Origin of the sequence: Chryseobacterium sp. BIGb0232 (assembly GCF_024810195.1) — a bacterium.
GTDB classification, from domain to species: domain Bacteria; phylum Bacteroidota; class Bacteroidia; order Flavobacteriales; family Weeksellaceae; genus Chryseobacterium; species Chryseobacterium pennae.
In genome coordinates this window covers 663,716-689,944 of sequence record NZ_JANUEH010000001.1, presented here as the reverse complement: position 1 = coordinate 689,944, position 26,229 = coordinate 663,716, and the positions used below count along the sequence as shown (strand labels likewise).

Genomic DNA, 26,229 nt, shown 5'->3' with positions numbered 1-26,229 from the left:
AAATTATGGTAATTGTTCTAAAATTTCTCCCGACCGATCTTTACCAATACTAATAAACCAGCCTAACATAAAGCTGCGTTTGTATGGTAGACTTATCGGTGCTCGAAAGCTGCCGTCTGTGGCGTACCGGTAATTAAAAATCTGCTCGTTTCCCAAAAGATTGTTCACCGCAAACACAAACGTATTAAAAGAGTTCCCCCACTTGCGCAACAAAGCGATATTAAAATTGAGGTTGTGATAAACGGGTGTTTTGTCTCCCAAAAAATTCGGGTTATTGGGGTTGTAATATGGACGGCCAGCTGCAACAGAATACGAACTTCCTGCGAAAAGACCTATCTGTTCAAAAAAATATTTCGCTACAAAATGAGCCGTATGTGGAGATCCAAAGGTTGGTCTTGCCATGACAGGATAATCCATAAATTTCCTTTCTGTCTGTAACCAGGTATAGGAAACCCAATAATCAAAACCTTTAAGCGATTTGCTGTCTCTCCAAAAAAGATCTATGCCACCTGCATAGCCGTTGCCCTTGTTTTCAGCGTACGGTACCGTTGTCAACAATTTATGATAATCTTTATAATAAGCTTCTGCCCGGAAAATTCGCTTCTGACTTCCATATTGAAAATTGGCGATGTAATGGGTAGCTTTAGTATATGTCAACTCTGGATTTTCAGCGATGAAAAAATAGTTGGGTTTTTGCGCATATTTTCCTACCGAAAGATTTATCTGACTGTGTTGGTTTATACGATAAGCCATTGATAAACGTGGTAAAAAAATAGAAGTACCTATAGCTTCGCTATGTTCTGTTCGTATTCCCGGACGGATGATGAAATTGTGATTGATGTTTAAATCAGTTTCCATCCATAAGGCTATTTCGTTGTCTCTGAATTTTGAAAATTGTTCTATTTGTAAGCTGTCAGTAGAAGTATTAAAATGAAAGCCTTCCATGCCAATATGTAGCTTCGCCCAGTTGTTAAGCCTCCCGGTGAGAGACATTCTTAATTGATGTTGAAATGAGTTTGCTCTGGTAGCAATACTTTGTTGAACAATATCGTCCCGATTGAAATTAAATCCATAACCGGCATACATTTTCCATTGATCAGAAAAATCTCTTGTATAAGTCAGTAAAGATATAAAGCTGGCATTTTTTACTTCATATGGAAATGGCTTGCCCTGCTGTTCCACATCGGGATAGTTGATGGACTGCTGTAACAAATTTCCGTAGCCATACCATTTTATCATACCATTTCCACTTGTGTTTTTACGGAAGTTGGCTGTTATCGTTCCGCTTTCAGGGGCTTTCAACCAATCTGTTTTTTGAGGAATTACCTTATAGTATGGGGCGAAGTTGGAATATCCCACATCAATATCACCTGACATGTCTTGTTTTTTACTCAAAAAATCGTGGCCTACTTGCACACCATAGGGAATCAGTGCAATAACCGTTGATGGTTTTGACGGATGGTCTTTGGTTTCCAAAGCTAGTACCGAAGATAATGCACCACCATATTGGGCAGAGTACCCGCCTGTATTGAACACAATACCCTTGAAAAGATGTGGTGAAAAACGGTTTCGCTGTGCCACATCGGGAATACCCGAAAAGAATGGATTGGGAATATCCAACCCGTCAATTGTAATCTTGGTCTCGTCACCACTACCACCCCGTACAAACAATTGGCCACTTTCACCTACTTGCTGTGTACCGGGCAAGGTACGTAAAGCACCTGTAATGTCTCCATCTGCTCCGGCAGTGGTTTCCACATCCATAGTATTCATTACCGTCGCTTTGTTTTTGTCGCCCACACTGAAATTACCTGTCGTTATGACAACTCCTTCAAGTTCGGTTGCTTTTACTTCCATTTGAACAGAAAGCTCAGTTAAGTCTCTTTGGATATCTATCGGCAATTGCAATTCTTGCATTGAAATATGTCGGAAAATAATGATAGTATCACCAGTAAGATTGGTCGTCATATTGAATTCTCCTTTATCGTTGGTTGAGGTACCTTCAATTGTTCCTTTGATAAAAACATTAACACCAGTAAGCGGAATACTACTTTTATCAGTTACTTTCCCTTTTATTAAGGTTTGTGTGTATACCCAATTGGATAAAACTAAACATAAAGAGGTGGAAAAAAAACGGAATAAGTTATTCATAACAATTAAAGCTTATTCAAATATAAGTACTTTTATATATAAAAGTACTTATATTGTTATTAGAAATAAAGATGAGTTAAGAATTGCTGGTTTTAATGGGTGTTTAAACGATTAATTTCTGCATGTATATAAAATGTAAGCTAAGAATACTTTATTTTACTGGCTGTGATTATATATAGTTGATTTACATGTAGATATATTCAAATTGAAAAATAAACAGATTCTTATATTCGGTAATAAAAAAATCCAGCCGGATCGTCGGTTGGATATAAAATTGATGGAAAAAGGTATGTATTAACTTGTAAAAAACTAAAGGAAGAATAGATTTTTATGGGAAAATCATCAATACTTGATGCAATAGCTGAGTACGACACCTTCACTAAGGTAGAGATGTAGTTTTAGACTTACTATTCCCCAAAAATATTTTTTAATAATAAAAATACATTCATTCGGGTGTATCTTTTGCATTTCATAATTTCCTAAAAAATCATATAATTCATCCAATGTTTTTCCTGGAAGTTCACCTTCTGATATTTGGATGTTTTGATTTTCATCATGGAAGTAGTGGTTTTTATTATTCATTGTAGAAAATTATAGGAGTCCGTTATTTTTGTCAATAATTGTAATATTTTATGGCTATTTCTTTACCATTGTTTTCTTCCATATTGCCAAGGTATTTCTACTTATTTTAAAAATTGAGGCGACCTCAGAGTTGTTCATTTTGGTCTTTTTTTGATAGTTTAATATTTCTGCAATACTTTCCTTATCATAGGATTTGTGATCATTATTCGTATCCGATTCGGAAAATAAAATACTGTTGAGGGTAATGATATCCAATGAGGATAATCTTTCCTTTTGTAAGAAATGTTGACAATGGGATAATTTTTGAGGAAACCTCTTTGAAATGATGTCTGAAAATATTTTGATATAATTGGGTTCTGTATTGATCATGATGTCTTTGTGTTTTTCGTTACTATATTGAAGCTTAAAAAATCAGGGCTTATATTTGCTGATCCATCTGTGTAAAGTAGTTTTGGGTATCCTGTACTCTTCAATAACCTGAGTCTTGGTTTTTTCCCCTACTTCTATCATATTGATGATGAAACATATTATTTCTTTTGTATAAATGTTTTTTTTAAATCTTGGTAATGCAGATTCCCTGGAATATTGGCTGGGTATCATCGGAGAATATAAAATAAGATGCTGGGAATAGATTCTAAAGAAATCATAATCCAGGAGTTTGCACCACCTCAATAATACTTCTGAGTCAATGCTTTTGAAAGAATACATTTTCTCAATCTCATGTTCTGAAGTAGTAAAGAATTTACAGATACGGAGAATATCAATATCAGATTCTGATACCCTTTCCTTTATCATCTGTCCTATATGTATGTTTTTGAAATCCATTATTAATGAATGAGTTTAAGTTCAGCGAAGTGATGGAATATTTGAAAGAATAACCCATTTAGTATATCACAGACCAGTTTATGATTATGTCTTTAAGAGCAGATAATCTATTATCTATTGTGTTTTTTTGGGGGATAAAAAATTTGATTGTCTATAATAACTTGAATGGGTTATAATGTTTGTCCGTATGCTAAATCAATCTTTAGGATTATAGCTTCTGAATGATATGGTTCCTGTTTGAATTACTGTTTTTTTCATCTTGGATTGATATGTGTTTTTTTGATGTTGATTACTTTTCAAATCATCTATGCGATGTTGATGGTGGCAAAGTTAATTAGGACCAGGGTGAATACATATAGTAGATATCCATTATTTTAACTCTTTGAAAGCTTCGTTTTTCAATCAATTACCTTGTTGATATATGATGAATAAAGCTTATTGTAAGGGATTTATATGAATATAGTGGATATCCATCATTTTCATTCAGTGGAGTAATAATGTTCTATTACTTTAGTTATTATTGCAAAAACACAAGCCCACTTTATGGATAAGTTAAATACGATAACTTCTAACAAATTTCTCAAATTAAAGACAAATTCTACTGAAAATATAGACTACCTTGGTTTGTATTCTAATACTATAGAAAATATCCGCCGTTTTGCTATATCTCCCTTTTTTTGGATCATCATAAGTAACAGGGAGCAGAAAACCCAATTGGTGAGTGATAATATTGGTGACTTCACACCCTTTCCAAAAAGTGATTGGATTTCTTCTGAATTTGATTTCTTCATAAATTTATTTCATCCGGAAGATCGAAGTTTTTTATTGGCTGCATTTGAATTTGCAGTTGATAAGTATTTTGGGATTGATGAAGATACCCGAAATGCCACTACAGTAAACATTTATGGCAGGATGCTTAACAAGGATAATGATTATCGATGGATATTGCTTCAAAGTCCACAGCTTTGCATTAACCAATATGATCAGATTGATAGCACATTGAATGTTATTTTTGATCTTCAGAACTTTAAGTTTGAACAATTACCCCTGATATCAATCATTACTCCTGATATTAAAGAAACCCAGTACTACAAAGGGAAGAATAACAGTATTGAAAAGAATGAAATGGAACTGGAGGTACCTTATATTACCAAACGTGAAAAAGAGATTTTGAGACTGATATCACAAGGCTTTACAACTCCGGAAATAGCAAAAAAACTTTTTATTTCTTATTCTACAGTGGAAAACCATAAAAGCAATCTCAGGAAAAAAACAGGAACTAAGACATCCTCTGCTTTAATTGCTTTTGTAATCAGATATAATCTTTTACTGATATGATCGCTTCTTTTAATTGTTTATAAATCAGGTGTTTATTTGGTTGAGTTCTTTTATGGATTTACGTTGATTTTATTTATTATCAATTTTCATTGGTATGGTTTTGGAATATGAGAATATAAAAACAAATTTGATTATTCTTTATGTTTTATTTAATCATATTATGAAAAAAAAGATTTTTCCAGTAGAAGTTGATGAGTTTTATGAATATTTTTCAAAAAATGGTGAATTACCTGAAGACTATGAAGGCTACTTTACAGGTGCTATTAAGACTGCAGGAAGTTTTGCGATAGGTCCTTATTTTTGGTTCATCACTAACAATACAAAAATGCGGACAGAGATTATTAGTGATAACATAGAAAAATTTACTCCTTACAGCAAAAAAGAATGGCTTAATTCGGATACCGATTTTTTTATTAATCTTTTTCATCCGGAAGATAAAATCCACATTATGGGAGCTCTTATTTTTGGTGCAACGATGCGTCAGAATTTTTTGAAATCCGGAAAAACCGGGGTCCGGTTTAATTATTATGGAAGAATGATTGATAGGGAGGGTGAGTATCGTTGGATATTGTTGCATTCACCACAGCAACGTGTTAATCAGAATTTTGAGGTAGAATCCTCGTTAGTGATGGTTTATGATCTTTCTCATTTTCAGATTCAGAATCGGCCGCTGCTTTCCGTAATAGATTTTACGAATGATGAAGTACAGTACTTCAAGCATGTTGATCAGTATGTTCATGAGAAAGTAGAGGTAGATAAGCCTGCCATTACCAAAAGGGAAAAAGAAATTCTGAAGCTTATGGCACAGGGACTCAATACCCCTGAAATAGCAGAAAAACTTTTCATTTCTTATCATACGGTAGAGAATCATAAAAGTAATCTCAGAAAGAAAACCAATACCAAGACATCATCAGAATTGATTGCCTACACCATGAGTTGTAGTTTGCTTATTATTTAATTGGTCAAACAGAGAGTAATGGTATATTTTTTTTATAAAATAAGGAATATTTTTACATCAGGGAATTTGTCGAAAATGATTGATTCTACTATTTGTGTATGTTTTAACTGCCCTGATAATTCTGTATAATAAAACGTTGTGGCTGTAAATAAAACGTTTCTAACTTTTGGCTATGTATAAGATGATGTTTCCTCTTGAGTATATCTATCATTTATTTTCTGTATTGATTTGTGAAATAAATTGAATAACAAAAGATTGTGAGAATATCATTGTCTTTAATAAAAAGTTATTCCTTCAAATTAAAATTGAAAAAGTATGAAAATTGCCCTCAAAGGTTCACTTGGAGATATAGGAAAGGCGCTGTTAGGAATATTGTCTTCTGGAGTTCAATTGGTTATGGTTGTTAGTGGTAATAAGAATGAAACAGTCGGCTCCTTAAAAAATAGCAGAATGATAAATGGGGGAAGTATTACATTATGGGAAGACTTTGATATCCATAGAAAGGAGGAAGAGGGTGTTAAATTAGAGGGTTTTGAGTTAGGGTTTGCCAAAGTATTTCGTGGGATGTAAAATAACAGATTTGGAGTTAAACGGATTTTACTGGATGGCTAATCTAATCTATTTGTAATATAATATTGATTTTCTTCTATTAAATAAACAAAGCACTGCAAAAACAGCGCTTTGTTTAATAGTTTACTTTGTATTTAATTGATTTTTAATAACTTGGTTATTTTCCAATACAGAATTTCGAGAAGATATTACCTAGTATTTCGTCATTTGTGACTTCACCAGAAATGGTTCCAAGGTGCTCCAGGGCATTTCTTAATTCATATGCTAAAAGCTCCGTAGAAATTCGGAAAGTAATAGCTTCTTTTACCTGATGTACTGCATCCAGTGACTTTCGTAAAGCTTCAAAGTGACGCTGGTTGGTAATCACAACATTGCTTTCTTCAGTTTTTAAATGTTCAACATACGATGATAATTCATTTTTAAGATCCTGAATATTCTGATTTTCAACCGCTGAGATCTTTATAAAATCAAATTCTTGGGTAATTGCATTTCTGAAAATATCTTCAACACCTTCATATTTTGTAGGAGTGACTTCATCAATTTTTGTAGCACAAATGATGAGCTTTAAATCTTCCCTCAATAAAGATTGTATCATTTCAATATCTTCGGAAAAACTTTCGGTAGCTGCATCTGTCAGATAAACCAGAATGTTAGCGTTTTCAACCTTTTCCTTAGCCTTTTTTACCCCAATTGCTTCAATTTCATCCACCGTGTCACGAAGTCCGGCAGTATCAATAAGACGGAAAGCGTGTCCTTTGATATGAAGTACTTCTTCAATTGTATCTCTGGTTGTTCCTGCAATATTGCTGACGATAGCTCTCTCTTCCTTCAATAAAGCATTGAGTAGAGTAGATTTTCCTGCATTGGGTTTTCCGATAATAGCAACGGCAGTACCATTTTTGATTGCATTTCCATACTGGAAACTTTCAATAAGGGAATTTAATTTTAATTCAATTTTATCCAATAGACCGCTTAATGCAGTTCTGTCTGCGAATTCTACGTCTTCCTCAGCAAAATCCAGTTCCAGTTCTATCAATGATACAAAGTTCAGAAGATCTGTTCTCAATAACGATATTTCATTAGTAATTCCTCCCTTTAGCTGGTTAATGGCTACTTTTCTGGAAGCTTCATTTTCAGACGCAATCACATCAGCAATCGCTTCTGCCTGAGAAAGATCAATTCTTCCATTGATAAATGCACGAAGAGTGAACTCTCCGGCTTTTGCCATTCTTGCGCCGTTTTTAATCAAAGTTTCGAGAATACGTTTTCCGATATGAGGTGAACCGTGGAAAGCAATTTCTACTGAGTTTTCAGTAGTAAAACTTTTCGGAGCCAAAAAAATGGATAGCATGATTTCATCAATAGCTTCTTCACCATCCATAAAATAACCGTAATGGATGGTATGAGATTTCTGTTTCTCCAGTTTTTTTGCAGGAAAACTTTTCTGAACAATGGGTAAAACATCATTTCCGGAAACTCTGATAATGCCTAAAGCACCTATTCCATTGGCTGTAGCCAGTGCACAAATAGTATCGTTATTCATGGTGCAAATTTAAGCTTTTTAATACAAATTTTATAGAGAGGCTATATGTATTGTCTATACTTCCTATTGGAATGAGAAGGTTCAGAAATATTCACGCTCCCCTCTGGATTTTTTTAAATATAGAGAACGCAGTTGCTGTGCATTTTAAATTAGTGGAAGTTATAGCTATAGGAATCCTGTTACTATAGTTTTCAGAGACAATGTCCGCATATTAGGAGGTGAAAAAAAGGCTATGTTTATACAAATCATAACTATTTTAATAGATAAATTTTATTATATCATTTTCCGTTGTCTGAGCATCAAAAATCTGGAGTATTTAAGGGATGTAGAAAGAATCTGCATCAATGTATTGAGAAAGTATTCCAAATCGTACAATATTGATACATATTGTTTTATGTTTTCTTGGATTTGCTTTTTTGGAGATCATAAATCAATATATACATACGATAATATTGAATTTTTAAATATATGTAGTTTTGATTTATGTAAATCTTTGTTTACTAATAAGTTGTTTTTATTTCAAAATTAAATACTATAAAGAAATATTTTTAATAAGAATAAATTTCTCACAGTATTCTATTATTATTTAAAATAATAATGATGTTTGGTATGTTAATTGTTGAGTAGGGATTCGATGATGTAAAAAAAACACATATTTGTCATTAAAATATGAATAATTTGTTAATTTAGGATGAAGATATATGAATAATTTAATTTTTTTAGGTTTTAATAAAAAATTGATTTTTTTATTAATGATAGCCTTCTATGGTGTAACTTATGCCCAAACGTGTACACCTTATACTGGGCAGACAATGGTAAGCGGGACTACTTACTGTCTTAATGGGAATCTTAATGTAGTAACCAATATCAGCATTCCATATGGAGCAACACTTATTGTTCAGTCTGGTCAGTTACAATCTAATAGTATTCAGGTGAGTGGAGTTCTGGAGATTGGTGATGGTGCAAGTGTGAAATCTACAGGTACCGTTACAGTTGGAGCATTTAATTCTCAGAAGGATTCAAGAATTAAATTAGGAACCAAATCATTCCTGTCTCTTGTTGGATCAGTCGTTCAGGAAGATCCTACTTTTTTTGGCGCTTTCCCGGGATCAACCTCTACCATAGACATGGGGACAAACAGTGTTGTAGAGATTTGTGGAACATTTACCCAACAGTCTACAACATATCCATCTGTTAGATATATTGGAATTCCTACCGGTAAAGCTTATTGTATTGCGAAAGCTGATGTAAGTGGTGGTGGTGGCGCAGCTGTAATCAGTAATGACAGCCAAATTGTTGCTATTGCTATGGGAAACGTGGTAGGGCTTGGTATGGGGAATGCAAGTTTCTGTGGTCCTAATGCTACTTCTGCTACATGTCCATCTCTTTGGCCAAAAGGATTGTCTGATGATAAATCAACTTGTGGTAATGCACCTACCATTATTGATGATATGGATGCTTTTTGTACAAAACCGGGAGCAACAGGAACACCTGATGGGTTTACGAAATTCGGAATTACCGTTCAGCAAAAAAAGAGTGAATGGCCGGAAAATATTCCTAACGGTTTTCTTGCAATGGAAGCAAAAGATAAAGGCTTCGTTATTACCAGAGTTCAGCATGTGAGCCAGACTCCACAGTCAGGAGATGCTATTGCAGATCCAAAAGAGGGGATGCTCGTATACGATCTTCTGGATAAATGTGTGAAGTTGTATAACGGTACAGAATGGAAATGTGTAGTAAGAAGCTGTAATGATTAATCTAAAAATTAATAAAAGGATGAAAAACATAAAAAATATAAGCATAGCAGCCGCCCTTGTTGTTTTTAACCTTTCTGTTGCTCAGGTAGCAATTGGAAAGCAAGCTGTAGACGGAAATAGTACGGTCCTGGATTTCAATAATATATCCGGAAATACAAAAGGATTGATCCTTCCGGCAATTTCTGGTCTTCCAACCGGATCTCTGGTAAATGGAACATTTGTTTTTGATATAACTGACAATAAAATAAAGGTTTACGAAAATGATACATGGAAGCTTTTATCTGATGCAGGAAGCTCAAGCGCCATTGTTGTAAATAATTCTGCAGAGCTTGGGAAGGGGGTTATTATTGGAGCGACAACCAGTACTGCAGACGGAGTATTGGTATTGGAGTCTCCGGATAAAGCAATGATTCTTCCTCAGATTGCAACTCCTCATAGTAATGTAAAGAATCCATATCCTGGAATGATATGTTATGACACATCCAGTAAAACACTCGCCGTATTTGATGGTTCAGTCTGGAATTACTGGAAATAACCTTACAATAAGAAATAAGATAATTTTCCGGGAAACCGGTTTAAATAAGTTTATAATGGATATTGAAGCAGTGGTATATTGAGATATACTGCTGCTTTTTTTAGGCGTATATTAAAAAAGAGATTACAGTTTTAAAGTGTAATCTCTCAGTTAAACAAATAATATAGATTGTAATAGTCTCAGTTTTCTATAAATGTTTTTATAGTATTGTGAGATATTGTTTCATCATAGAATGTTGTGTTAATAGGCCTCTTTTTTTTGTTTGTGTTTTTAGCTTATATTATTTGTTTAGTTTATTAAAAAAACACCCCTCTGGATTTTCATCATTTGTGTTTATCATTTGTGTTGTTCTTAATACTTTTTATTAGATTAAATTTAAAGTGGTTGCAGAGGGGAGGGTTTTATAATTATTCTTAAGATTCTGTAAATAATTTATGTGTATTCTTTTTGTGGAGTGTTTAAAAAAATTAAAGGTTTATATTTTTAACATGACAAACATATTCAATAATGGTAAACATTTCCAAAAAACAGCATACGACACAGCTACACTATGGGTACTACTTATAGTTCAATAATTTGATTTTCAGTTAAATAAGTTTTAATAAATAAAGATATAGGTGTTGTTTTTTGTAAAATAAATTTTAGTTTTTTTTATTGAAAAGACCGTTTTTCTTACTTAAGTATTGTTTGTTTTTAATAAAAAATATCCTTACAGTGTAAATTTTATACTATATGTTATGTAGTGAATATTATTAAAAGAGGGTGGAATTTTTATGAATTATAGATTCTTATTGGCCTGAGTTCGGATAAGGACCTGAAATTAAATATTGGAACTGGGATAATAAAAATGGCTTTTTAAAAAGAGCAAAATATATGTGATTGTCATTTTTAACTTCATCACTTGGTTCTGTCTCCCGGTTTTGAACTTGCCTGGAACAGGATTTTCTTAATCTGAACAGATATCTGTTAATTGAAATGTTTTAAAGTTTTATAAAGACTCCCTGTTGAGTAAAATTTTCATTACTATAAGGACGTGAAAAAGCTGTAAAGATCTGTTTCGGAAGAAATATTAAGTTTTTTTCTGAGCCTGCCTTTTTTAGTCTGTACAGATCTGTGTTGTATAAAAGTGAAATCAGCAATGTCTTTTGAGGAAAAGCCGAGCCATATCATTGCACACAAAGACAACTCTGATTTGGTAAGCTGTGGGTTAATCTTTAAAATATTCTGAAACAGGCCTGGGTTGATCTCCTCAAATCTCTTGATGAATTTAAGATCATTACCCTTCGCCAGGTCCAATAATTCTGTGAAATCTTCTTTTGAAATTCTTTCTTTAGAAGGATAAGCTATCGTATTTGATTTTTCAGAACTTTTACTCTCTTTCTGATGTCTCCTGTTTCTGATCAGTAAAAATAAAATTGTTCCTGCGATGAGAATAAACACACCAATGGAAATAAAGATAAGATTAATTTGATCCTTATTTTTTTGTTCAATTACCTCGCTCAGAGAGAGATCAATGGCTTCATTTCCGGATATTTTCAGTTTCTGGTCCAATTCCTCCGCTTTCAAAGCGTAAGCTTCTTCCATTTTCCTGTTGTTGAGGTTTTGGTAAACAAAGCTGATCTGGCGGTAGAGGCTCGGTAATTTGTTGATTCTTTTTGTTTTAACTAAAATATCTGATGATTTTTTATAAAAATCTAATGCTTTTTCATATTCCTTTTTTTCAGAAAGAAGATCAGCATAAAAAGAATAGATGATGCCTTGTCTTACCGTTCCATATTCAGAACTTTTAAGAAGTGATAGTCCTTTGTCAATATAAATAGTGGCTGAATCTAGGTTTTTGGTTTGCTGTAAATGATGATAACCAATCAGGGAAGCATTAAGAGCAGAAGGATCTATGTTGAAGCCTTTGTGGCGATAGATCAATGCTGAATCTTTATCCATGGCAGCAATAAAATCGGCTCTTTGCTCATACATATTTCCCAGCAGCCAGCTTTTTTCGTTCAGTTTTTTACCATAATAAATAGCTTTTGCATTATAGCTTAAGGCTGTATTTACTAATCCTGTAACATAATTGATCTGGCCATATTCGTGGTAGAGTTTAGCGTAAAGAAAATTGTCATGAAGACGGGTGATAATGTTGTTCGCAGACTTCAGGTATTCATGGCTGGTTTTGTAACTTCCCATCATCCCATAAGTATTGGCCAGGTTAATATAGCCTAAAGCTTCTCCTTTTGGGTAGCCGCCTTCCTTTGATTGTCTGATGATTTCAGTATTCAGAATGATAAGTTCCCTGTCTTTTCCTTCAAGTCTTAATTTTTCATTTTTTTGCAGCAGTGCGTTGTCTATTTCAGGAATATTGATCTTTTTACTGCAGCTACACAAGGAGATTGCAATAAAAAGATATAAATACATTCTGTGACTTTTGAAAGGGGTATCACTTATGCTGTTCATGAATTCTGTGATTTTATACTCATTTGTCTAATGATGAAATTATTTCACAATTTCAGTCTCAATACTTTTTTCTGAAAGTTTCATTGTTGTGTTTTTCAGAAGTCTGTCATTTCAGTTTTAGTTGTTGTAAAACCGTACGGATACCTATTATATAGATTGATCGGTAATGGTATACCGGACCACTTATTGCAGTAGCCTGAATTAATAAATGTAATGTTCATCATCTTTTTGTTGCTTAATAAATCTATCCATGCAGATAAATTTAAACTACTAAAGTAGTGAAAAATAAACAATGATCCAATACCTACTTGGTTGATAGAGACATTAATTATTGAAGAATAATAAGTTTTGTGGATTTTTAAAATATGTGAATATCAGTGTTTTATCGGTTGGTTGTGCTGGTGGAAGTGTATTTTACCTATGAAATTGAAAATAATTTTAATGAGAATTCATCTTATGGCTTTTTGGGAATATCTTATAAAATCTGAGCGCTTTCTTTAATGCTGCTCATCACAAATATACTTTTCGTCTGACCGATTCCCTCAATTTCCGATAGTTTATTAATAAAAAACTCATGAAACTCATCCATATTCGGTGCCAGAATTTTTAGCATAAAATCAAAATCCCCACTGATGTTGTAAAACTCGACCACTTCTTTGAGTTTACCGACTTCTTCAATGAATTTGCCAGCCGTTTTTTTATTGTGGAGATTCAAGGCAATCATACAGATAACCATCATTCCTTTATTCACTTTTTTACGGTCTACTACAGTCGTATATTCCTTGATGATCCCTAGTTTTTCCATACGTTTAATACGCTCATGAGTAGGAGTGGGGCTGAGGTTGATCCTGGCGGAAATATCACGGATGCTCATCTTCGCATCTTTCTGGAGAATTCGCAGAATCGAAAGGTCTTTTTCATCGGGAGTATAATTTTCTGTTGGCATTTGTTCTGTTTTATAGGGTTAATTTCTTTGTTTCAGTTGTTTTGTTCTTTTTATTATGTTTATTTAGTTTTATTGTTCCAAATTTAATGTAAAATTTTTAATTACGTTCTGTTAATTTTAATTTTGCAGGAAATTTGAATATATGGATACAAGGAAAAATTTAATATTAATTTTAGCATCGGTGGGAACTTTTGTGGAGGCTTTGGATATTGCAATTATTAATTTAACCATTCCTTCTATTCAGGAACAGTTTAACATCAGTGCGGGAACCGTTCAGTGGTTGCAGACGCTGTATGTATTGTTTTTTGGTGGCTTTCTGATTATTGGAGGGAAACTTTCCGATCAGATTGGAAGAAAGAAAATATTCTTATTGGGAGCACTGATTTTTATGCTGACCTCATTGGGGGCAGGTCTTTCAGAAAGCTTCAATATGCTGGCTATATTCCGTGCTCTGCAGGGATTGGGAGCAGCGCTTGTGATGCCGGCAGCATTGTCTATTGTAACTAATACTTTCAGGGAAGAACAGGAAAGAAATCGTGCGATTGGAATTTTCAGTTCTTTTGCTGCAATTGGTTCAGGAAGTGGTCTTTCCGTGGGTGGGATTATCAGTACCTACCTGAGCTGGCATTGGGTTTTCCTTATTAATGTTCCAATTCTTTTAATTACGTTAATCTTATCCTATTATTATTTACCAACAGATGAGAAAAATGAAACTGCACAAAAAACAGATCTTATTTCCGGGATTTTAATGGTTGTAGGGCTTTTGAGTTTAACATACGGAACCCATGAATTGGTTCATATTAAAGAACAGCCTTTTCTTGTAATAGGTTCATTAATAGTTGCAGTATTGCTTTTAGTGATGGTATTCTTCAGATTGAGAACTGTTGCAGAGCCCTTATTTGACCTGAAATTATTCAGACATGGTTCATTGGTTGTTTCCAATGCAGCTTTCTTCATGCTGGGAGCATTTTTCATCGGGTTTTTATTCCTGATTTCATTAATGCTTCAGAAAGATATGAGCTATAGTGCGGCTTCAGCAGGGTTAATGTTGGTTCCGTTTAGTGTTCTATCGGCTTTAACAGCTAAGTTTGTACTGCCTCATGTTTCCAAACGGTTGAGTTCATCTCAAATGGGCGTATTAGGATGGGGTTTTATGCTGGCTGGTGGATTACTGTTGTTAATTTCAGTGTATGCAGGGCATCCGTTAGCGATGGTTCTATTAGGAGCTGCGTGTATTTCGGGAATAGGAATGACGTTCTGTTTTACAGCACTTTCTGTGATGGGAATTCAGGATGTTGAGCCTTCCAACTACGGATTGGCATCAAGTTTGAGTTCTACAAGTTACTTCCTTGGAGCTGGGATCGGGCTGTCGTTCATGACTTTAATGAGTCAGGTTTTTCCTTCAGAATTTGCGGTTGGAAGCCTGAATTTGATTGTACTGGTTAGCTATGCTCTTTTAGCCCTTGGAATGTTATTCTATTTTATATTGAAAAGCTTAAAAGTGAAACAGGCGGAAATGGCTGTTTCATCATAAGCGGCCTTAAAATTACACAAACTATATGAGTAAGGAATCGGTGTTTAGGCATTGGTTCCTTTTTTCTTTTTAAGAATAAGCTGCAATGGTTTTTTTCAAGATTCCGCTCTTCTTTATTACTTTTGCATCATGAAAATACAAATCATTAGTGATCTTCATCAGGAATTTGGACGAACTGAATTATGTTTTGATAATGCAGATGTTATTGTTTTGGCTGGTGATGTTAATTTGGGAACTAAAGGAATTGAATGGATTAAAGAAACAATTCCTGGTAAGCCGGTGATTTATATTCTGGGAAACCATGAATATTATAAAGGCTCATATCCGAAGACTCTTCATAAAATAAAAGATGAAGCAGAAGGTTCCAATGTTTTTGTACTCGAAAATTCTTTTGTGGATATTGAAGGTGTCCGTTTTCATGGAACTACCTTATGGACCGATTTTTCCATCTTTGGAAACCCTGTGAAATATGGAATGATCTGTCAGCCGAAGATGAATGATTATAAAAAAATCAGACGCGATCCATCTTATTCAAAAATGAGAACCATAGACACTTTCAAAATTCATCAGCTTTCAAAAGTATGGCTGCGGGAGAGTCTTGAAGTTTCAAAAGAGCTTAAAAATATTGTTGTTACTCACCATGCTCCCAGTATTCAGTCTGTACCGGAACATTATAAAGAAGATCCATTAACTTCAGCTTATGCTTCCAGCCTGGAAGACGTAATTCTTGAATATCAGCCATTATACTGGATTCATGGTCATATTCACACACCCTGCAGATATAGTATTGGGAAAACAGAAGTGATTTGTAACCCTCATGGTTATATTGATGAAAAGTACAATGGTTATGAGAAAGAACTAATTGTGGAAATATAATATGGGGAAGGCTGGGTTTATCAAATAGGCTAAAGATGGGATTTACCCGCTGGCTTTCTTGTTTTTCCAGCATTCTTGTGCCCTTTGCTTTTTTCCCTCTTTTCACTACCTTCGTACCTCATAACCCATTTCCTATGGCTAAAAAATCCCATAAAGAACTTCTCCAGAAACCTGATTTTGTTTCACAATTGGCTTTTGATGAATTATTACAGCAGGTAGAATTTGATCTCAGAGTCAAAGAGTTTGTTGTTATGGAAATTGACCGGGCGAATTATATCATAAAGCCTAATATCCCATACCGTTCAGATTATTTCTGTATTTTTCTTGTACAGGAAGGAAGTGTAGGTTTTAGACTGGATGATAAAAATTACATGGTCTATAAAGGAGATATTGTTTTTTGTCCTATGGCTGAGACTTTCTGGGTAGATAATATTGCTATTGATTATAATGCTAAATATATTTTCTTTTCGTTGGATTTTATTTCTGAGGCTGGTTTTAACTATAAATCCAATAATGTACTGAAGAGTTTGTCGTCAGATCCTACCCATATCGTAAGGAATGAACCGGAGCTTTACAAAAGGTTACAGTTCTATTTTGATGAATTAAAGATGCTGAATAACAAAGAGAAAGATAATTATTATTTTAATGAAATGATCTGGCATCACTTCTCGCTGGTTATTTATGAGATTGATAATTATTTCAAAAAAATAGAAAAACCACATTCGGTGACTCCTCGTGAAGATGAACTTACTACCAGTTTTTTTAAACTTGTTCAGGAGCATTTCAAAGAGGAACATAATGTTCAGTTCTATGCAGACAAGTTGTTTATCAGTCGGAAGTATCTTACCAAAGTTATCAATAAAACCATGTTTAAAACGCCACGGGATATTATTCATCAGGTATTGGCGGTAGAAGCAAGGTTATTGCTCAAGAACCCAAATCTTAACGTGAATGAAGTGGCTGCAAAGCTTAGGTTCTCAGATCAGGCGTCTTTCAGTAAATTTTTCAAAAAGCACACTGGGAGAGCTCCATTAGAATACAGGAAAGATGATTTGTATTGATAATCAATTAGTTGTGTTTTAGGTGTCTTTTTGATAAAATAAGGCCTTTTTTTGATTTAAATTTTAAAAATATATTATTTAATTTGTCTATGAATGATATATCTCATGTTTTTTAAAATAAGGAGTCTTTTTGACAAAACAAGGAGTTTTTTGAATAAATCTATTGAATTTTTTTCGTTCGAATTTTGTGGCGAAAATTTAAATGACTATAGTTATGCAAAGATTTTTTGTTCAAAAATCGACAATGCTTTTTCTTGCGCTCATCGCTTTGACGGGATGTAAGAAAAGTAACCAAAACCAAGCTTATCAGCAACAGGCACCAGAACTTCCTGTAGAAATAGTAAAACAAGGAGATGCTTCTGTCTCCAGAGAATATGCAGCAGCAGTTGAAGGAGTTTCCAATGTAGAGATCAGACCTCAGGTAACAGGATACCTAAGTAAAATTTTTGTAGATGAAGGAGATTATGTAAGAGCGGGCCAGCCATTGTTCAAAATTGAAGATAAGATATTCGCTGAGCAGATGAAAAGTGCACAGGCAGCACTGATTACGGCACAGGCAAATCTTTCCAGTTCTAAAATTGATCTGGACAGGAAAAAGGAACTTTTCAAAAATAAAATGGTTTCCGAAATCCAGGTGAAAGAAGCAGAAGCAGCTTATAATGCGGCAAGAGGAGCGGTAAGCCAAACAACATCTTCTATTGAATCTGCAAAGATCAATCTTAATTTTTCTACAATTAAAGCTCCGGTAAGTGGATTTATCGGAAGATTCAACTATCGTTTGGGAAGTTTGATGACCCCTGGCAATCAGGAGCCCATTACCCTTTTGTCTGATATTCATCAGGTATATACGTATTTCAGTTTGAGTGAAAATGACTTTAATAATTTCCAGAAACAATATGTAGGAAGCAGCATTGAGGAGGTTATTAAAAATACTCCGGCAGTATCTCTATTGCTTTCCGGGGGTGAAAAGTACGCTGAAACAGGAAGGATAGATGCCGTTGAAGGGCAGTTTAACAAAACTACGGGTTCTATTACCTTAAGAGCAAAATTCAATAATCCGAATCATCTTTTGAGAAGCGGAAATACCGGGAAGATCTTATTAGATCAGTTTTACAGCAATGTTGTATTACTTCCGATCGCTTCTACCAGAACGATTCAGGATAAAGTTTTTGTATTCACAATCAAAAATGGAAAAGCAGAAATGCTTCCGGTAGAAGTGAATGGAAAAACGGGGGATCATTTCATCGTTTCCAAAGGCCTGAAAGCTGGAGATCAGTACATCGTTTCCGGTTTCGACAGACTGCAGCCGGGAACGCCTGTCGTGGCACAAAAGAAAAATGCTCAACAGAAAAAATCGTAAGAAGAAATCATGTTAAAGAAAATTATAAAAAGACCCGTACTGGCCACGGTTATATCCGTGTTGCTTGTTATTCTCGGGATCGTCGGTATGGTCAGTCTGCCGATTACAAAATTTCCAGACATTGCACCACCTACTGTAATGGTAACGGCAGCATATCCCGGAGCTAATGCTGAAACGATTGCAAGATCTGTGGCTCCGCCATTGGAAAATGCCATCAATGGAGTGGAAAATATGGATTACATTACTTCTACAGCAAGTAATGACGGGACATTAAGTATTACTGTTATCTTTAAATTGGGAACAGATCCTGATCAGGCAGCCATCAACGTTCAGAATAGGGTAGCACAGGTAACGAACCAGCTTCCTGCTGAGGTGATCCAGGCCGGAATTACCACTGTGAAGAGGCAGAACAGTATGATTGCGATGGTTTCCCTGACGAGTAAAGATGGTTCTATGAATGATCTTTTTCTTGAGAACTATGCGAAAATCAATATTGTACCGGAACTGAAAAGGGTAAAAGGAGTGGGAGATGCTATGGTATATGGTAATAAAGATTACTCTATGCGTGTTTGGCTTGATCCGAATAGGCTTGCTTCCTATAATCTTACTCCATCCGATGTTTCCCGTGCGATTCAGACCCAAAACCTTGAAGCAGCACCCGGAAGATTAGGAGAGAGAAGTAAAGAAGTGATGGAATATGTCCTTCGATATAAAGGGAAATTTACAGAGCCGGAACAGTATGAAAATATTACCATTAAAGCGTTAAGCGACGGTTCTGTTTTAAAACTGAAAGATGTTGCCAAAGTAGAATTTGGAGCCTACAGCTATACGGTTTCTTCTAATTTTAATAAGAAGGCTTCCGTAACGATGGCGATCTTCCAGATGGCCGGATCAAATGCGAATGAAGTGCAGATTGCTCTTCAGGAAAGAATGAAGGAACTGGAGAAATCATTTCCCGCAGGAATGGCTTACGAAATTCCGTATGCTACCAAAGAAGCTTTGGATCAGTCTATAGAACAGGTAATTCATACCTTGATAGAAGCATTTATTCTTGTGTTCATCGTAGTATATATTTTCCTTCAGGATTTTAGATCAACATTAATCCCGGCTATTGCAGTACCGGTTTCGATTGTAGGAACATTCTTCTTCATGAAAATCTTTGGATTCTCAATTAATATCCTGACATTGTTTGCCTTAGTGCTCGCGATTGGTATTGTGGTAGATGATGCAATTGTTGTGGTGGAAGCAGTTCATGCTAAAATGGAGCATAAAAAACTGAACCCAAGGGCAGCAACCATGTCGGCGATGAGTGAGATTACAGGAGCAATTGTTTCTATTACCCTGATTATGTCTGCGGTATTCGTTCCGGTGGCATTTATGAGTGGTTCCACAGGATTATTCTATCAGCAGTTTGCCTTAACGTTAGCCATTGCCATTGTGATTTCTGCGATCAATGCATTGACTTTGAGTCCGGCTTTGTGTGCGTTATTCCTGAAACAGCATCATGGAGGTGCTCATGAAAAAATGAATTTTAAAGACCGGTTTTTTGCTGGGTTTAATGCTAGTTTCAATAAGCTGACATTCCGTTACGGAAAAGCGGTATTATTCCTTTTAAAGAAAAAATGGATTGCAGTGGCAATGATTGTTGCTTTTGGAGGATTGTTTGCGTGGATGTCTATGACAACTCCAAAAGGATTTATTCCTGATGAAGATCAGAGTTTTATCATTGTAACTGCTAATCTGGCTCCGGGAGCTTCTAAAGACAGAACCTCCAAGGTGGTTTCTGATACGGAAGATCTTTTGATGAAAAATCCGGCGGTAGATAAAGTGATTTCAGTAGATGGGCTCAACTTATTCAGTGGTTCAATGTCTTCTTCAGCAGCTTCTATCTTTGTTAAATTAAAAAACTCAGGAAAAAGAGGTGCGGTCGACAATATCAATGATATTATCGGGCAGACACAGGGAATGCTTTCTAAGGATAAAAGAGCGAATTTCCTTGTGATCAATACGCCAACGGTTGATGGTTTCGGGAATACGAGTGGTATGGAGCTTGTGCTTCAGGACCGTACCAATGGAGAACTTCAGAACCTTGGAAATATTTCCTACGGAATGATGGGTGCTTTGATGCAGAGACCGGAAGTGGCAGTAGCATTTACCACTTTTGATGTTACCTATCCTCAGTTTGAAGTGCTTGTAGATGAAGTGAAATCGGCTCAGCTTGGTGTGAATGTTTCTGATGTATTGGGAGTGATGCAGGGATATTATGGAAGTATTCAGGCTTCAGATTTCAACAGATTCGGAAAATATTACAGAGTTTTGGTGCAGTCTACTCCGGAAATGAGACAGGATAAAGAATCTCTGAATGGTGTTTTCGTTAAAAATAATCTTGGACAAATGGTTCCTATCAATACTTTGGTGAGCTTAAAACAGACAACAGGAGCTGAGGTGGTAGACCGTTTCAATCTTTTCAATTCATCCAATTTAACAGTAATGGCAGCTCCGGGTTATAGTACTGGTCAGGCAATGGCTGCTGTGGAAGAAGTAAGCAAGCAGGTACTTCCACCGGGATATACCTATGATTATAAAGGGATGAGCCGTGAAGAAGCAGGGTCCAGTTCGCAATCAGTGATGATTTTCGGGTTGTGTATTGTGTTTGTATTCTTCCTTTTATCAGCACAATATGAAAGTTATATTCTTCCATTTGCTGTACTGATTGCTATTCCGGTAGGGTTGTCTGGAGTTTTTGTGGGAATTACTTTCGCAGAATTGTCTAATAATATTTATGTTCAGATTGCTCTGGTCATGTTGATCGGGCTTCTGGCAAAGAATGGTATTCTGATTGTGGAATTTGCCATTCAGAGACGAAGAGCGGGAAAAAGCCTTATTGCTTCAGCAGTAGAAGGAGCAAAAGCGCGTTTACGTCCGATTCTGATGACCTCTTTGGCATTCATTACCGGATTGCTTCCATTGATTTTTGTAGTAGGTCCGTCTGCAATGGGTAACCATTCCATTGGATATGCTGCTATTTCAGGGATGCTTTTCGGAACAATCTTAGGAATTTTTTTAGTTCCGGTACTTTTCGTGATGTTCCAGGCTTTGCATGAAAAAATCAACGGAAAAGTGGTAACAGATGCGGATTGGGAATATTAATTCAAATGATTTTAACAATGAAAATTAAAAATATAGCATATATCGCATTCATTTCAGGAACAGCAGTTTCTTGTGGGGTTCAAAAGTATGAACAGCCTGAAGTGAAGATGCCTGAAGCTTTCAGAGCTGACAGTATCGTGGTTGAGCAGAATGAAAACATCGCAAAAATCGGTTACAAAGACTTTTTCAAAGATCCGGTTTTAGTAGGATTGATTGATAAAGCGATGATTCAGAATAATGATCTTCAGGTAGCTTTAAAGCAGATAGAATTTGCTTCATTAGCATATACGCAAAGCAAATGGGGGAATGTTCCTACCATCAATGCTACTGCAAACGGCAGTATCAACCGTGCTTCAGACAATAGTATGAACGGAATGATGGGCAGACAGTTTACAGGGAAAAGGTATACGGAAGACTATACTACAGCACTCAATTTTTCGTGGGAAGCTGATATCTGGGGGAAGATCAAAGGAAGAAAGGAGCAGGCGTTGGCTGATTATCTTAAAACCCAGGAAGCAGCAAAAGCGGTAAAAACACAAGTGGTGGCTGCTGTAGTTCAGGGGTATTACAATCTTCTGATGCTGGATACTCAGTTGGAAATCACAAAATCTAATCTCACCTATGCTGGTAATACCCTGAAGTTTTTAGTGAAACAGCAGGAGCTAGGATTGATTACGGCTTTAGCAGTTCAACAGCAGGAAATTGTAAAGGATCAGATCCTGAAAACAATTCCGGCTATTGAAAGTTCTGTAGCTACGCAAGAAAATGCTTTAAGCCTGTTAACCGGCTCTATGCCTGGGAAAATTGAAAGAAGCTCAAGTCTGAATACTGTTCAGTCTCCGGATCATATTTCAGCGGGAATTCCGTCAGAATTATTAAGCTACAGACCTGATGTAAAAACAGCAGAGCTGGAAGTAAGAAAGAGTGCTGCAGCTATTCATGTGGCCAGAATGAGTATGTATCCGTCATTGAATATTACAGCTCAGGGCGGAGTAAATGCTTTTCAGATCAGCAAATGGTTCAGTATTCCGGGATCTCTTTTCGGAATGGCTGCAGGAGCTATTGCTCAGCCTATTTTGAATGGTAAACAGTTGAAAACCCAGTACGAACAGTCTAAAGTATTGGCAGATCAGGCTGAAATAAGCTTTAAACAGTCTGTTTTAAGTGCGGTAGGAGAGGTTTCCGATGCATTGGTGCAGATTCAGAAGCTGGAAGAACAGCAGAAAATTGCTGAAGGATTAGTAGTAAAATCTAATGAAGCTGTAAAAAAGGCAGATGTATTATTTAAATACAATTCGGCAACGTATGTAGAGGTGATTATGACCCAAACCAATAAGCTTAATGCTGAATTGGAACTGGCTTCTCTGAAAGCTCAACGATTGAATGCAATCACAGCGCTGTACCGCTCTGTAGGAGGTGGATGGCAATAAAGTAAAATGAAACCTGCTTCGTCTTTAATGATGCAGCAGGTTTTTAATCTAAAATCATTATGAAGGATACAAATATACAGGAGGGAATCATTTTAATTCCGGATTTCAGCGGATTTACCGAATTTGTGTTCAATACTAAACTTTATACAGGAGAATATATTGTAAGACAACTACTATCTACGCTGATTGATATGAATGATCAGTATTTTGAAATTTCTGAAATTGAAGGCGATGCCATTTTATTTTATCGGTATGATGAAAATCCGTCTTATCAGAATATTTCAAAGATGCTTTGGAAAATGCGTAATGCATTCAACAGAAAAATAAAAGAATTGAGTAAGAGCTTAAGCACTACGATAGATTTGTCTTTGAAATTTATCGTTCATTATGGTGTCTTTTCGCAATATAATATCGGAAACTTCAGAAAACTGTATGGCAAACCGATTGTAGAAGCCCATCAGTTGTTGAAAAATGGCTGGGCAGAAAAACCTTCCTATGCTTTATTCAGTAATTCTTTTTTAGAAAATACCAATAATCAGGAAGCTGGTTTTAATGAAGATCAGCATCATCTGCCGGAAGTGGGCATGATCCATTATTTTGAAACAATAAACTAGCATATTTTTTATTTTTTAATCCTTGTAAATTTGCTATTGCTAGCGGCCCGGGTGAGATCCGGGCTTTTTTTATGGGTAAAATGAATATATATATGTTAAAGTTTGGTTAATGGAAATTATCGCAATTCTAATTTTTTTGACTATATATTATTAATAAGGGTTTTTAATTGTTTGTTTTGTCTTAATAACTGTTATTTTTTTAAATTATTTTCAAAATTGAGTTTTGTAAACTGTTAAAAACTAGTGGTTTATTTCGTTCTCTAATTTTTTTGATGTAACAAATGCTAGAGTATAGTGGTCTTATAGATAAAACTAAGATTTCACATGAAAAGAATATTACTTTCTATAGCAGCATTAACAGGTTCTCTGGCGTTGGCTCAGACACAGGCCCCAGATCCGGTTGCTAAGGATACTGCAAAGGGAAATGCAAAAGAGATAGAGGCAGTTACCATTGTGGCAAGAAAACCAACCGTAGAGTCTAAAGTAGACCGAACTGTTTTTAATGTGGCCAACAGCGCTATTGTAGCAGGAAATACAACTTGGGATGTTCTGAGAATGACCCCTCTGGTAAGTATTGATAATAATGATGCCGTAAAAGCCGAAGGTCAGACGGTGACAGTTTATATCAATGACCGAAAATCAGTGTTTACAGGAAAGGAATTGAAGGAATATCTTAAAACGATTCCGGCAGATAATCTACTGAAGATTGAAGTGATTACAAGTCCGTCTTCAAGATATGAAGCTTCCGGTTCTGTTATCAATATTGTGTTGAAGAAACGTGATGATGAAGGATTAAAAGGGAGTATCTCATTAAGTAACAGACATAGTACAAAGAATTCTCAATATTCCAATTTCAACCTCAATTATCATAAGAAGAAATTTACGCAAACCCTGATTGGAAGTTATTCTAATAATAATTATGTACAAAAAGGGTCCAGTAATATTGTGTTTTATGCGGACAACAAGCTGAATAGAGATTTAAACTATCAAACCATATCCAGAAGTGAAACGCCATCCCTTTCCTCTACTTCCGAATTTGAGCTTAATGATAAAAATAATATAGGGCTTGTTCTTGAATATTATCAAAGCAGGGGTTTATCCTCATCAGATACAGAGGGGAGAGAATATAATAATCTGAAAAAGGATTTTGTTGATTATCATCAGGCTCAAAATGCGAATACTTTTTACCGTAATCTGGGCACGAATGCTTTTTATAAATATTACGATAAAGAAAAAAACAGAATTCTGGACATTAATCTAGGAACCAATTATTCCGGAAATAATAATAATGAACTCATCAATAAAACAATATTGAACGATCCGAATATTAAAGAAATAGGATCAATAAATAATGGACAGATGCGTAATTATTATCTGAAAGTAGATTATACCCAGCCATTAGGTAAATCCTGGGGAACGATTGAAGTAGGGGCAAAAACGGAATTCAACAATCATGTAATTCCTAATAACCTTTATGGATACAGTTTGGGAACTTCTGAATATGCAGGGCTCTCGACAAGGGATAAATTCCATTATGAGGATAATATTACTTCTGCATATGCCAACTATAGCAAAACATTTTTCAAGAAATTGGAAACCAGGATAGGGCTTCGATATGAATATATTGATTTTAAAGTAAGGCAAGATGTAGCAGGAACCGAAAGAAAAGACGGCTATGGTACTTTTCTTCCTAATTTATTGCTGAAATATAATTTTTCAGATAAATATGATCTGAGTCTTACCTACGACCGCAAAATATGGAGACCCTGGTATTCGGAATTCAATCCTTTTTTAACTCCATCTATTGACGGAACCTATTCCAGAGGAAATATGGACCTGAATCCTAATCCTAATGACAGGCTTTATCTGAAGTTTGGAATCCTGAAAAAGTATTTTATTTCTGCAAGATATATGCATACCAATCAGGATTACTGGACCACTTATTCCAGCGAAGGAGGAAGAAATGTATCTTTCCCTGGAAATTTCAATGGGAAAGTTGAGAAATATTATATTTTTGCCAATACCAATCAGAATTTTCTTAAAAATAAGCTGAATCTGAATGTTGGATTCGGTTGGTATTATATTGATAATCATGATTTCAATTTGAAGAATGATATCGGAGGAAGAGCATATATCAATTATTGGGGTGGTTCTGCCAATCTTTCTTATACGAACCTTTTCAATAAAAATATTAACCTGAGTGCCTGGATGGAAATCTCCAATCAGAATAATGGAAATACTCAAGCCAATAATACCAACGTATTCCACAATATTTCCATTACAAAAATATTTCCTAAAACCCAGATGGAAGCCAGTATACAGCTGATGAATATCTTTAAAAGACCTTATTCTGATGACATCACTTACAATCAGGGCGGAACAGTGAGAAGATATGAATTATGGGATTGGTATGGAGTGAATATTACTTTTGTAAAGCGTTTCGGAAACCAGAAGGTGAAAGAAAATACCAAAACAGATGTTGAGAAAAATGCAGGAGGTGCAAAATAAAAAAAGTTAGTTCAATATAAAAGCAGGTTTCAGTTTTGGA

General features: G+C 35.3%; 20 protein-coding genes. 13 read left to right on the top strand and 7 right to left on the bottom strand.

The window, feature by feature from the left end:
• Positions 1-3: 3 nt before the first annotated feature.
• From M2372_RS02965 to M2372_RS02950, 4 genes are all read right to left on the bottom strand, one after another.
• Entirely contained in the window at positions 4-2,151 is a 2,148-nt protein-coding gene (locus tag M2372_RS02965; protein ID WP_123318419.1) for a TonB-dependent receptor, read from the bottom strand.
• 342 nt (positions 2,152-2,493) lie between these two features.
• Positions 2,494-2,733 carry a hypothetical protein gene (locus M2372_RS02960; protein ID WP_123318420.1) on the bottom strand — a complete coding sequence of 80 codons (240 nt, stop codon included), beginning with the start codon at positions 2,731-2,733 and terminating at the stop codon, positions 2,494-2,496.
• 54 nt (positions 2,734-2,787) lie between these two features.
• Complete coding sequence (locus tag M2372_RS02955; RefSeq protein WP_123318421.1) at positions 2,788-3,102, bottom strand: helix-turn-helix domain-containing protein; 315 nt, start codon at positions 3,100-3,102, stop codon at positions 2,788-2,790.
• Between the two features lie 42 nt (positions 3,103-3,144).
• Positions 3,145-3,558: a transposase gene (locus M2372_RS02950; RefSeq protein WP_115971248.1), complete on the bottom strand. Its 414-nt coding sequence runs from the start codon at positions 3,556-3,558 to the stop codon at positions 3,145-3,147.
• Positions 3,559-4,101: 543 nt separating this feature from the next.
• Between M2372_RS02950 and M2372_RS02945 the strand changes: the two genes are divergently transcribed.
• From M2372_RS02945 to M2372_RS02935, 3 genes are all read left to right on the top strand, one after another.
• On the top strand, positions 4,102-4,896 hold the full coding sequence (locus M2372_RS02945) for a LuxR C-terminal-related transcriptional regulator (RefSeq protein ID WP_123318422.1): 795 nt from the start codon (positions 4,102-4,104) through the stop codon (positions 4,894-4,896).
• Positions 4,897-5,056: 160 nt separating this feature from the next.
• A complete protein-coding gene (locus M2372_RS02940) occupies positions 5,057-5,854 on the top strand; it encodes a LuxR C-terminal-related transcriptional regulator (RefSeq protein WP_123319083.1) in 798 nt (265 codons plus the stop codon).
• A 315-nt stretch (positions 5,855-6,169) separates the two neighbouring features.
• Entirely contained in the window at positions 6,170-6,424 is a 255-nt protein-coding gene (locus M2372_RS02935; protein ID WP_123318423.1) for a hypothetical protein, read from the top strand.
• Between the two features lie 157 nt (positions 6,425-6,581).
• On the opposite strand, the gene mnmE is transcribed toward M2372_RS02935, so the two are convergent.
• The gene (mnmE, locus tag M2372_RS02930) at positions 6,582-7,967 is read right to left on the bottom strand and encodes a tRNA uridine-5-carboxymethylaminomethyl(34) synthesis GTPase MnmE (RefSeq protein ID WP_115971251.1); all 1,386 of its coding nucleotides are present in this window, start codon (positions 7,965-7,967) and stop codon (positions 6,582-6,584) included.
• A 752-nt stretch (positions 7,968-8,719) separates the two neighbouring features.
• On the opposite strand from mnmE, the gene M2372_RS02925 reads away from it, so the two are divergent.
• A complete protein-coding gene (locus tag M2372_RS02925; RefSeq protein ID WP_148060718.1) occupies positions 8,720-9,724 on the top strand; it encodes a hypothetical protein in 1,005 nt (334 codons plus the stop codon).
• A 19-nt stretch (positions 9,725-9,743) separates the two neighbouring features.
• The gene (locus M2372_RS02920; RefSeq protein WP_228455639.1) at positions 9,744-10,259 is read left to right on the top strand and encodes a hypothetical protein; all 516 of its coding nucleotides are present in this window, start codon (positions 9,744-9,746) and stop codon (positions 10,257-10,259) included.
• A gap of 1,023 nt (positions 10,260-11,282) precedes the next feature.
• Here M2372_RS02920 and M2372_RS02915 read toward each other — a convergent pair.
• Complete coding sequence (locus M2372_RS02915) at positions 11,283-12,710, bottom strand: LuxR C-terminal-related transcriptional regulator (protein WP_123318426.1); 1,428 nt, start codon at positions 12,708-12,710, stop codon at positions 11,283-11,285.
• Between the two features lie 475 nt (positions 12,711-13,185).
• Complete coding sequence (locus M2372_RS02910) at positions 13,186-13,656, bottom strand: Lrp/AsnC family transcriptional regulator (protein WP_115971255.1); 471 nt, start codon at positions 13,654-13,656, stop codon at positions 13,186-13,188.
• Positions 13,657-13,798: 142 nt separating this feature from the next.
• On the opposite strand from M2372_RS02910, the gene M2372_RS02905 reads away from it, so the two are divergent.
• The 8 genes from M2372_RS02905 (at position 13,799) to M2372_RS02870 (ending at position 26,189) form a co-directional block, all read left to right on the top strand.
• A complete protein-coding gene (locus M2372_RS02905) occupies positions 13,799-15,190 on the top strand; it encodes an MFS transporter (protein ID WP_123318427.1) in 1,392 nt (463 codons plus the stop codon).
• Between the two features lie 129 nt (positions 15,191-15,319).
• Positions 15,320-16,066 (top strand): metallophosphoesterase, encoded by a 747-nt coding sequence (locus tag M2372_RS02900; protein ID WP_123318428.1) that lies wholly within the window; start codon positions 15,320-15,322, stop codon positions 16,064-16,066.
• 134 nt (positions 16,067-16,200) lie between these two features.
• Positions 16,201-17,127 (top strand): AraC family transcriptional regulator, encoded by a 927-nt coding sequence (locus tag M2372_RS02895; protein WP_165852223.1) that lies wholly within the window; start codon positions 16,201-16,203, stop codon positions 17,125-17,127.
• 244 nt (positions 17,128-17,371) lie between these two features.
• Positions 17,372-18,487, top strand: a complete 1,116-nt coding sequence (locus M2372_RS02890; RefSeq protein WP_228455640.1) for an efflux RND transporter periplasmic adaptor subunit — start codon at positions 17,372-17,374, stop codon at positions 18,485-18,487.
• Positions 18,488-18,496: 9 nt separating this feature from the next.
• Positions 18,497-21,637 carry an efflux RND transporter permease subunit gene (locus M2372_RS02885; protein ID WP_123318431.1) on the top strand — a complete coding sequence of 1,047 codons (3,141 nt, stop codon included), beginning with the start codon at positions 18,497-18,499 and terminating at the stop codon, positions 21,635-21,637.
• A gap of 17 nt (positions 21,638-21,654) precedes the next feature.
• Positions 21,655-23,067, top strand: coding sequence for an efflux transporter outer membrane subunit (locus tag M2372_RS02880; RefSeq protein ID WP_228455641.1), 1,413 nt, complete (start codon positions 21,655-21,657; stop codon positions 23,065-23,067).
• A 59-nt stretch (positions 23,068-23,126) separates the two neighbouring features.
• On the top strand, positions 23,127-23,681 hold the full coding sequence (locus tag M2372_RS02875) for a DUF2652 domain-containing protein (RefSeq protein WP_123318433.1): 555 nt from the start codon (positions 23,127-23,129) through the stop codon (positions 23,679-23,681).
• 324 nt (positions 23,682-24,005) lie between these two features.
• Positions 24,006-26,189 (top strand): outer membrane beta-barrel family protein, encoded by a 2,184-nt coding sequence (locus tag M2372_RS02870; protein ID WP_123318434.1) that lies wholly within the window; start codon positions 24,006-24,008, stop codon positions 26,187-26,189.
• Positions 26,190-26,229 lie beyond the last annotated feature (40 nt).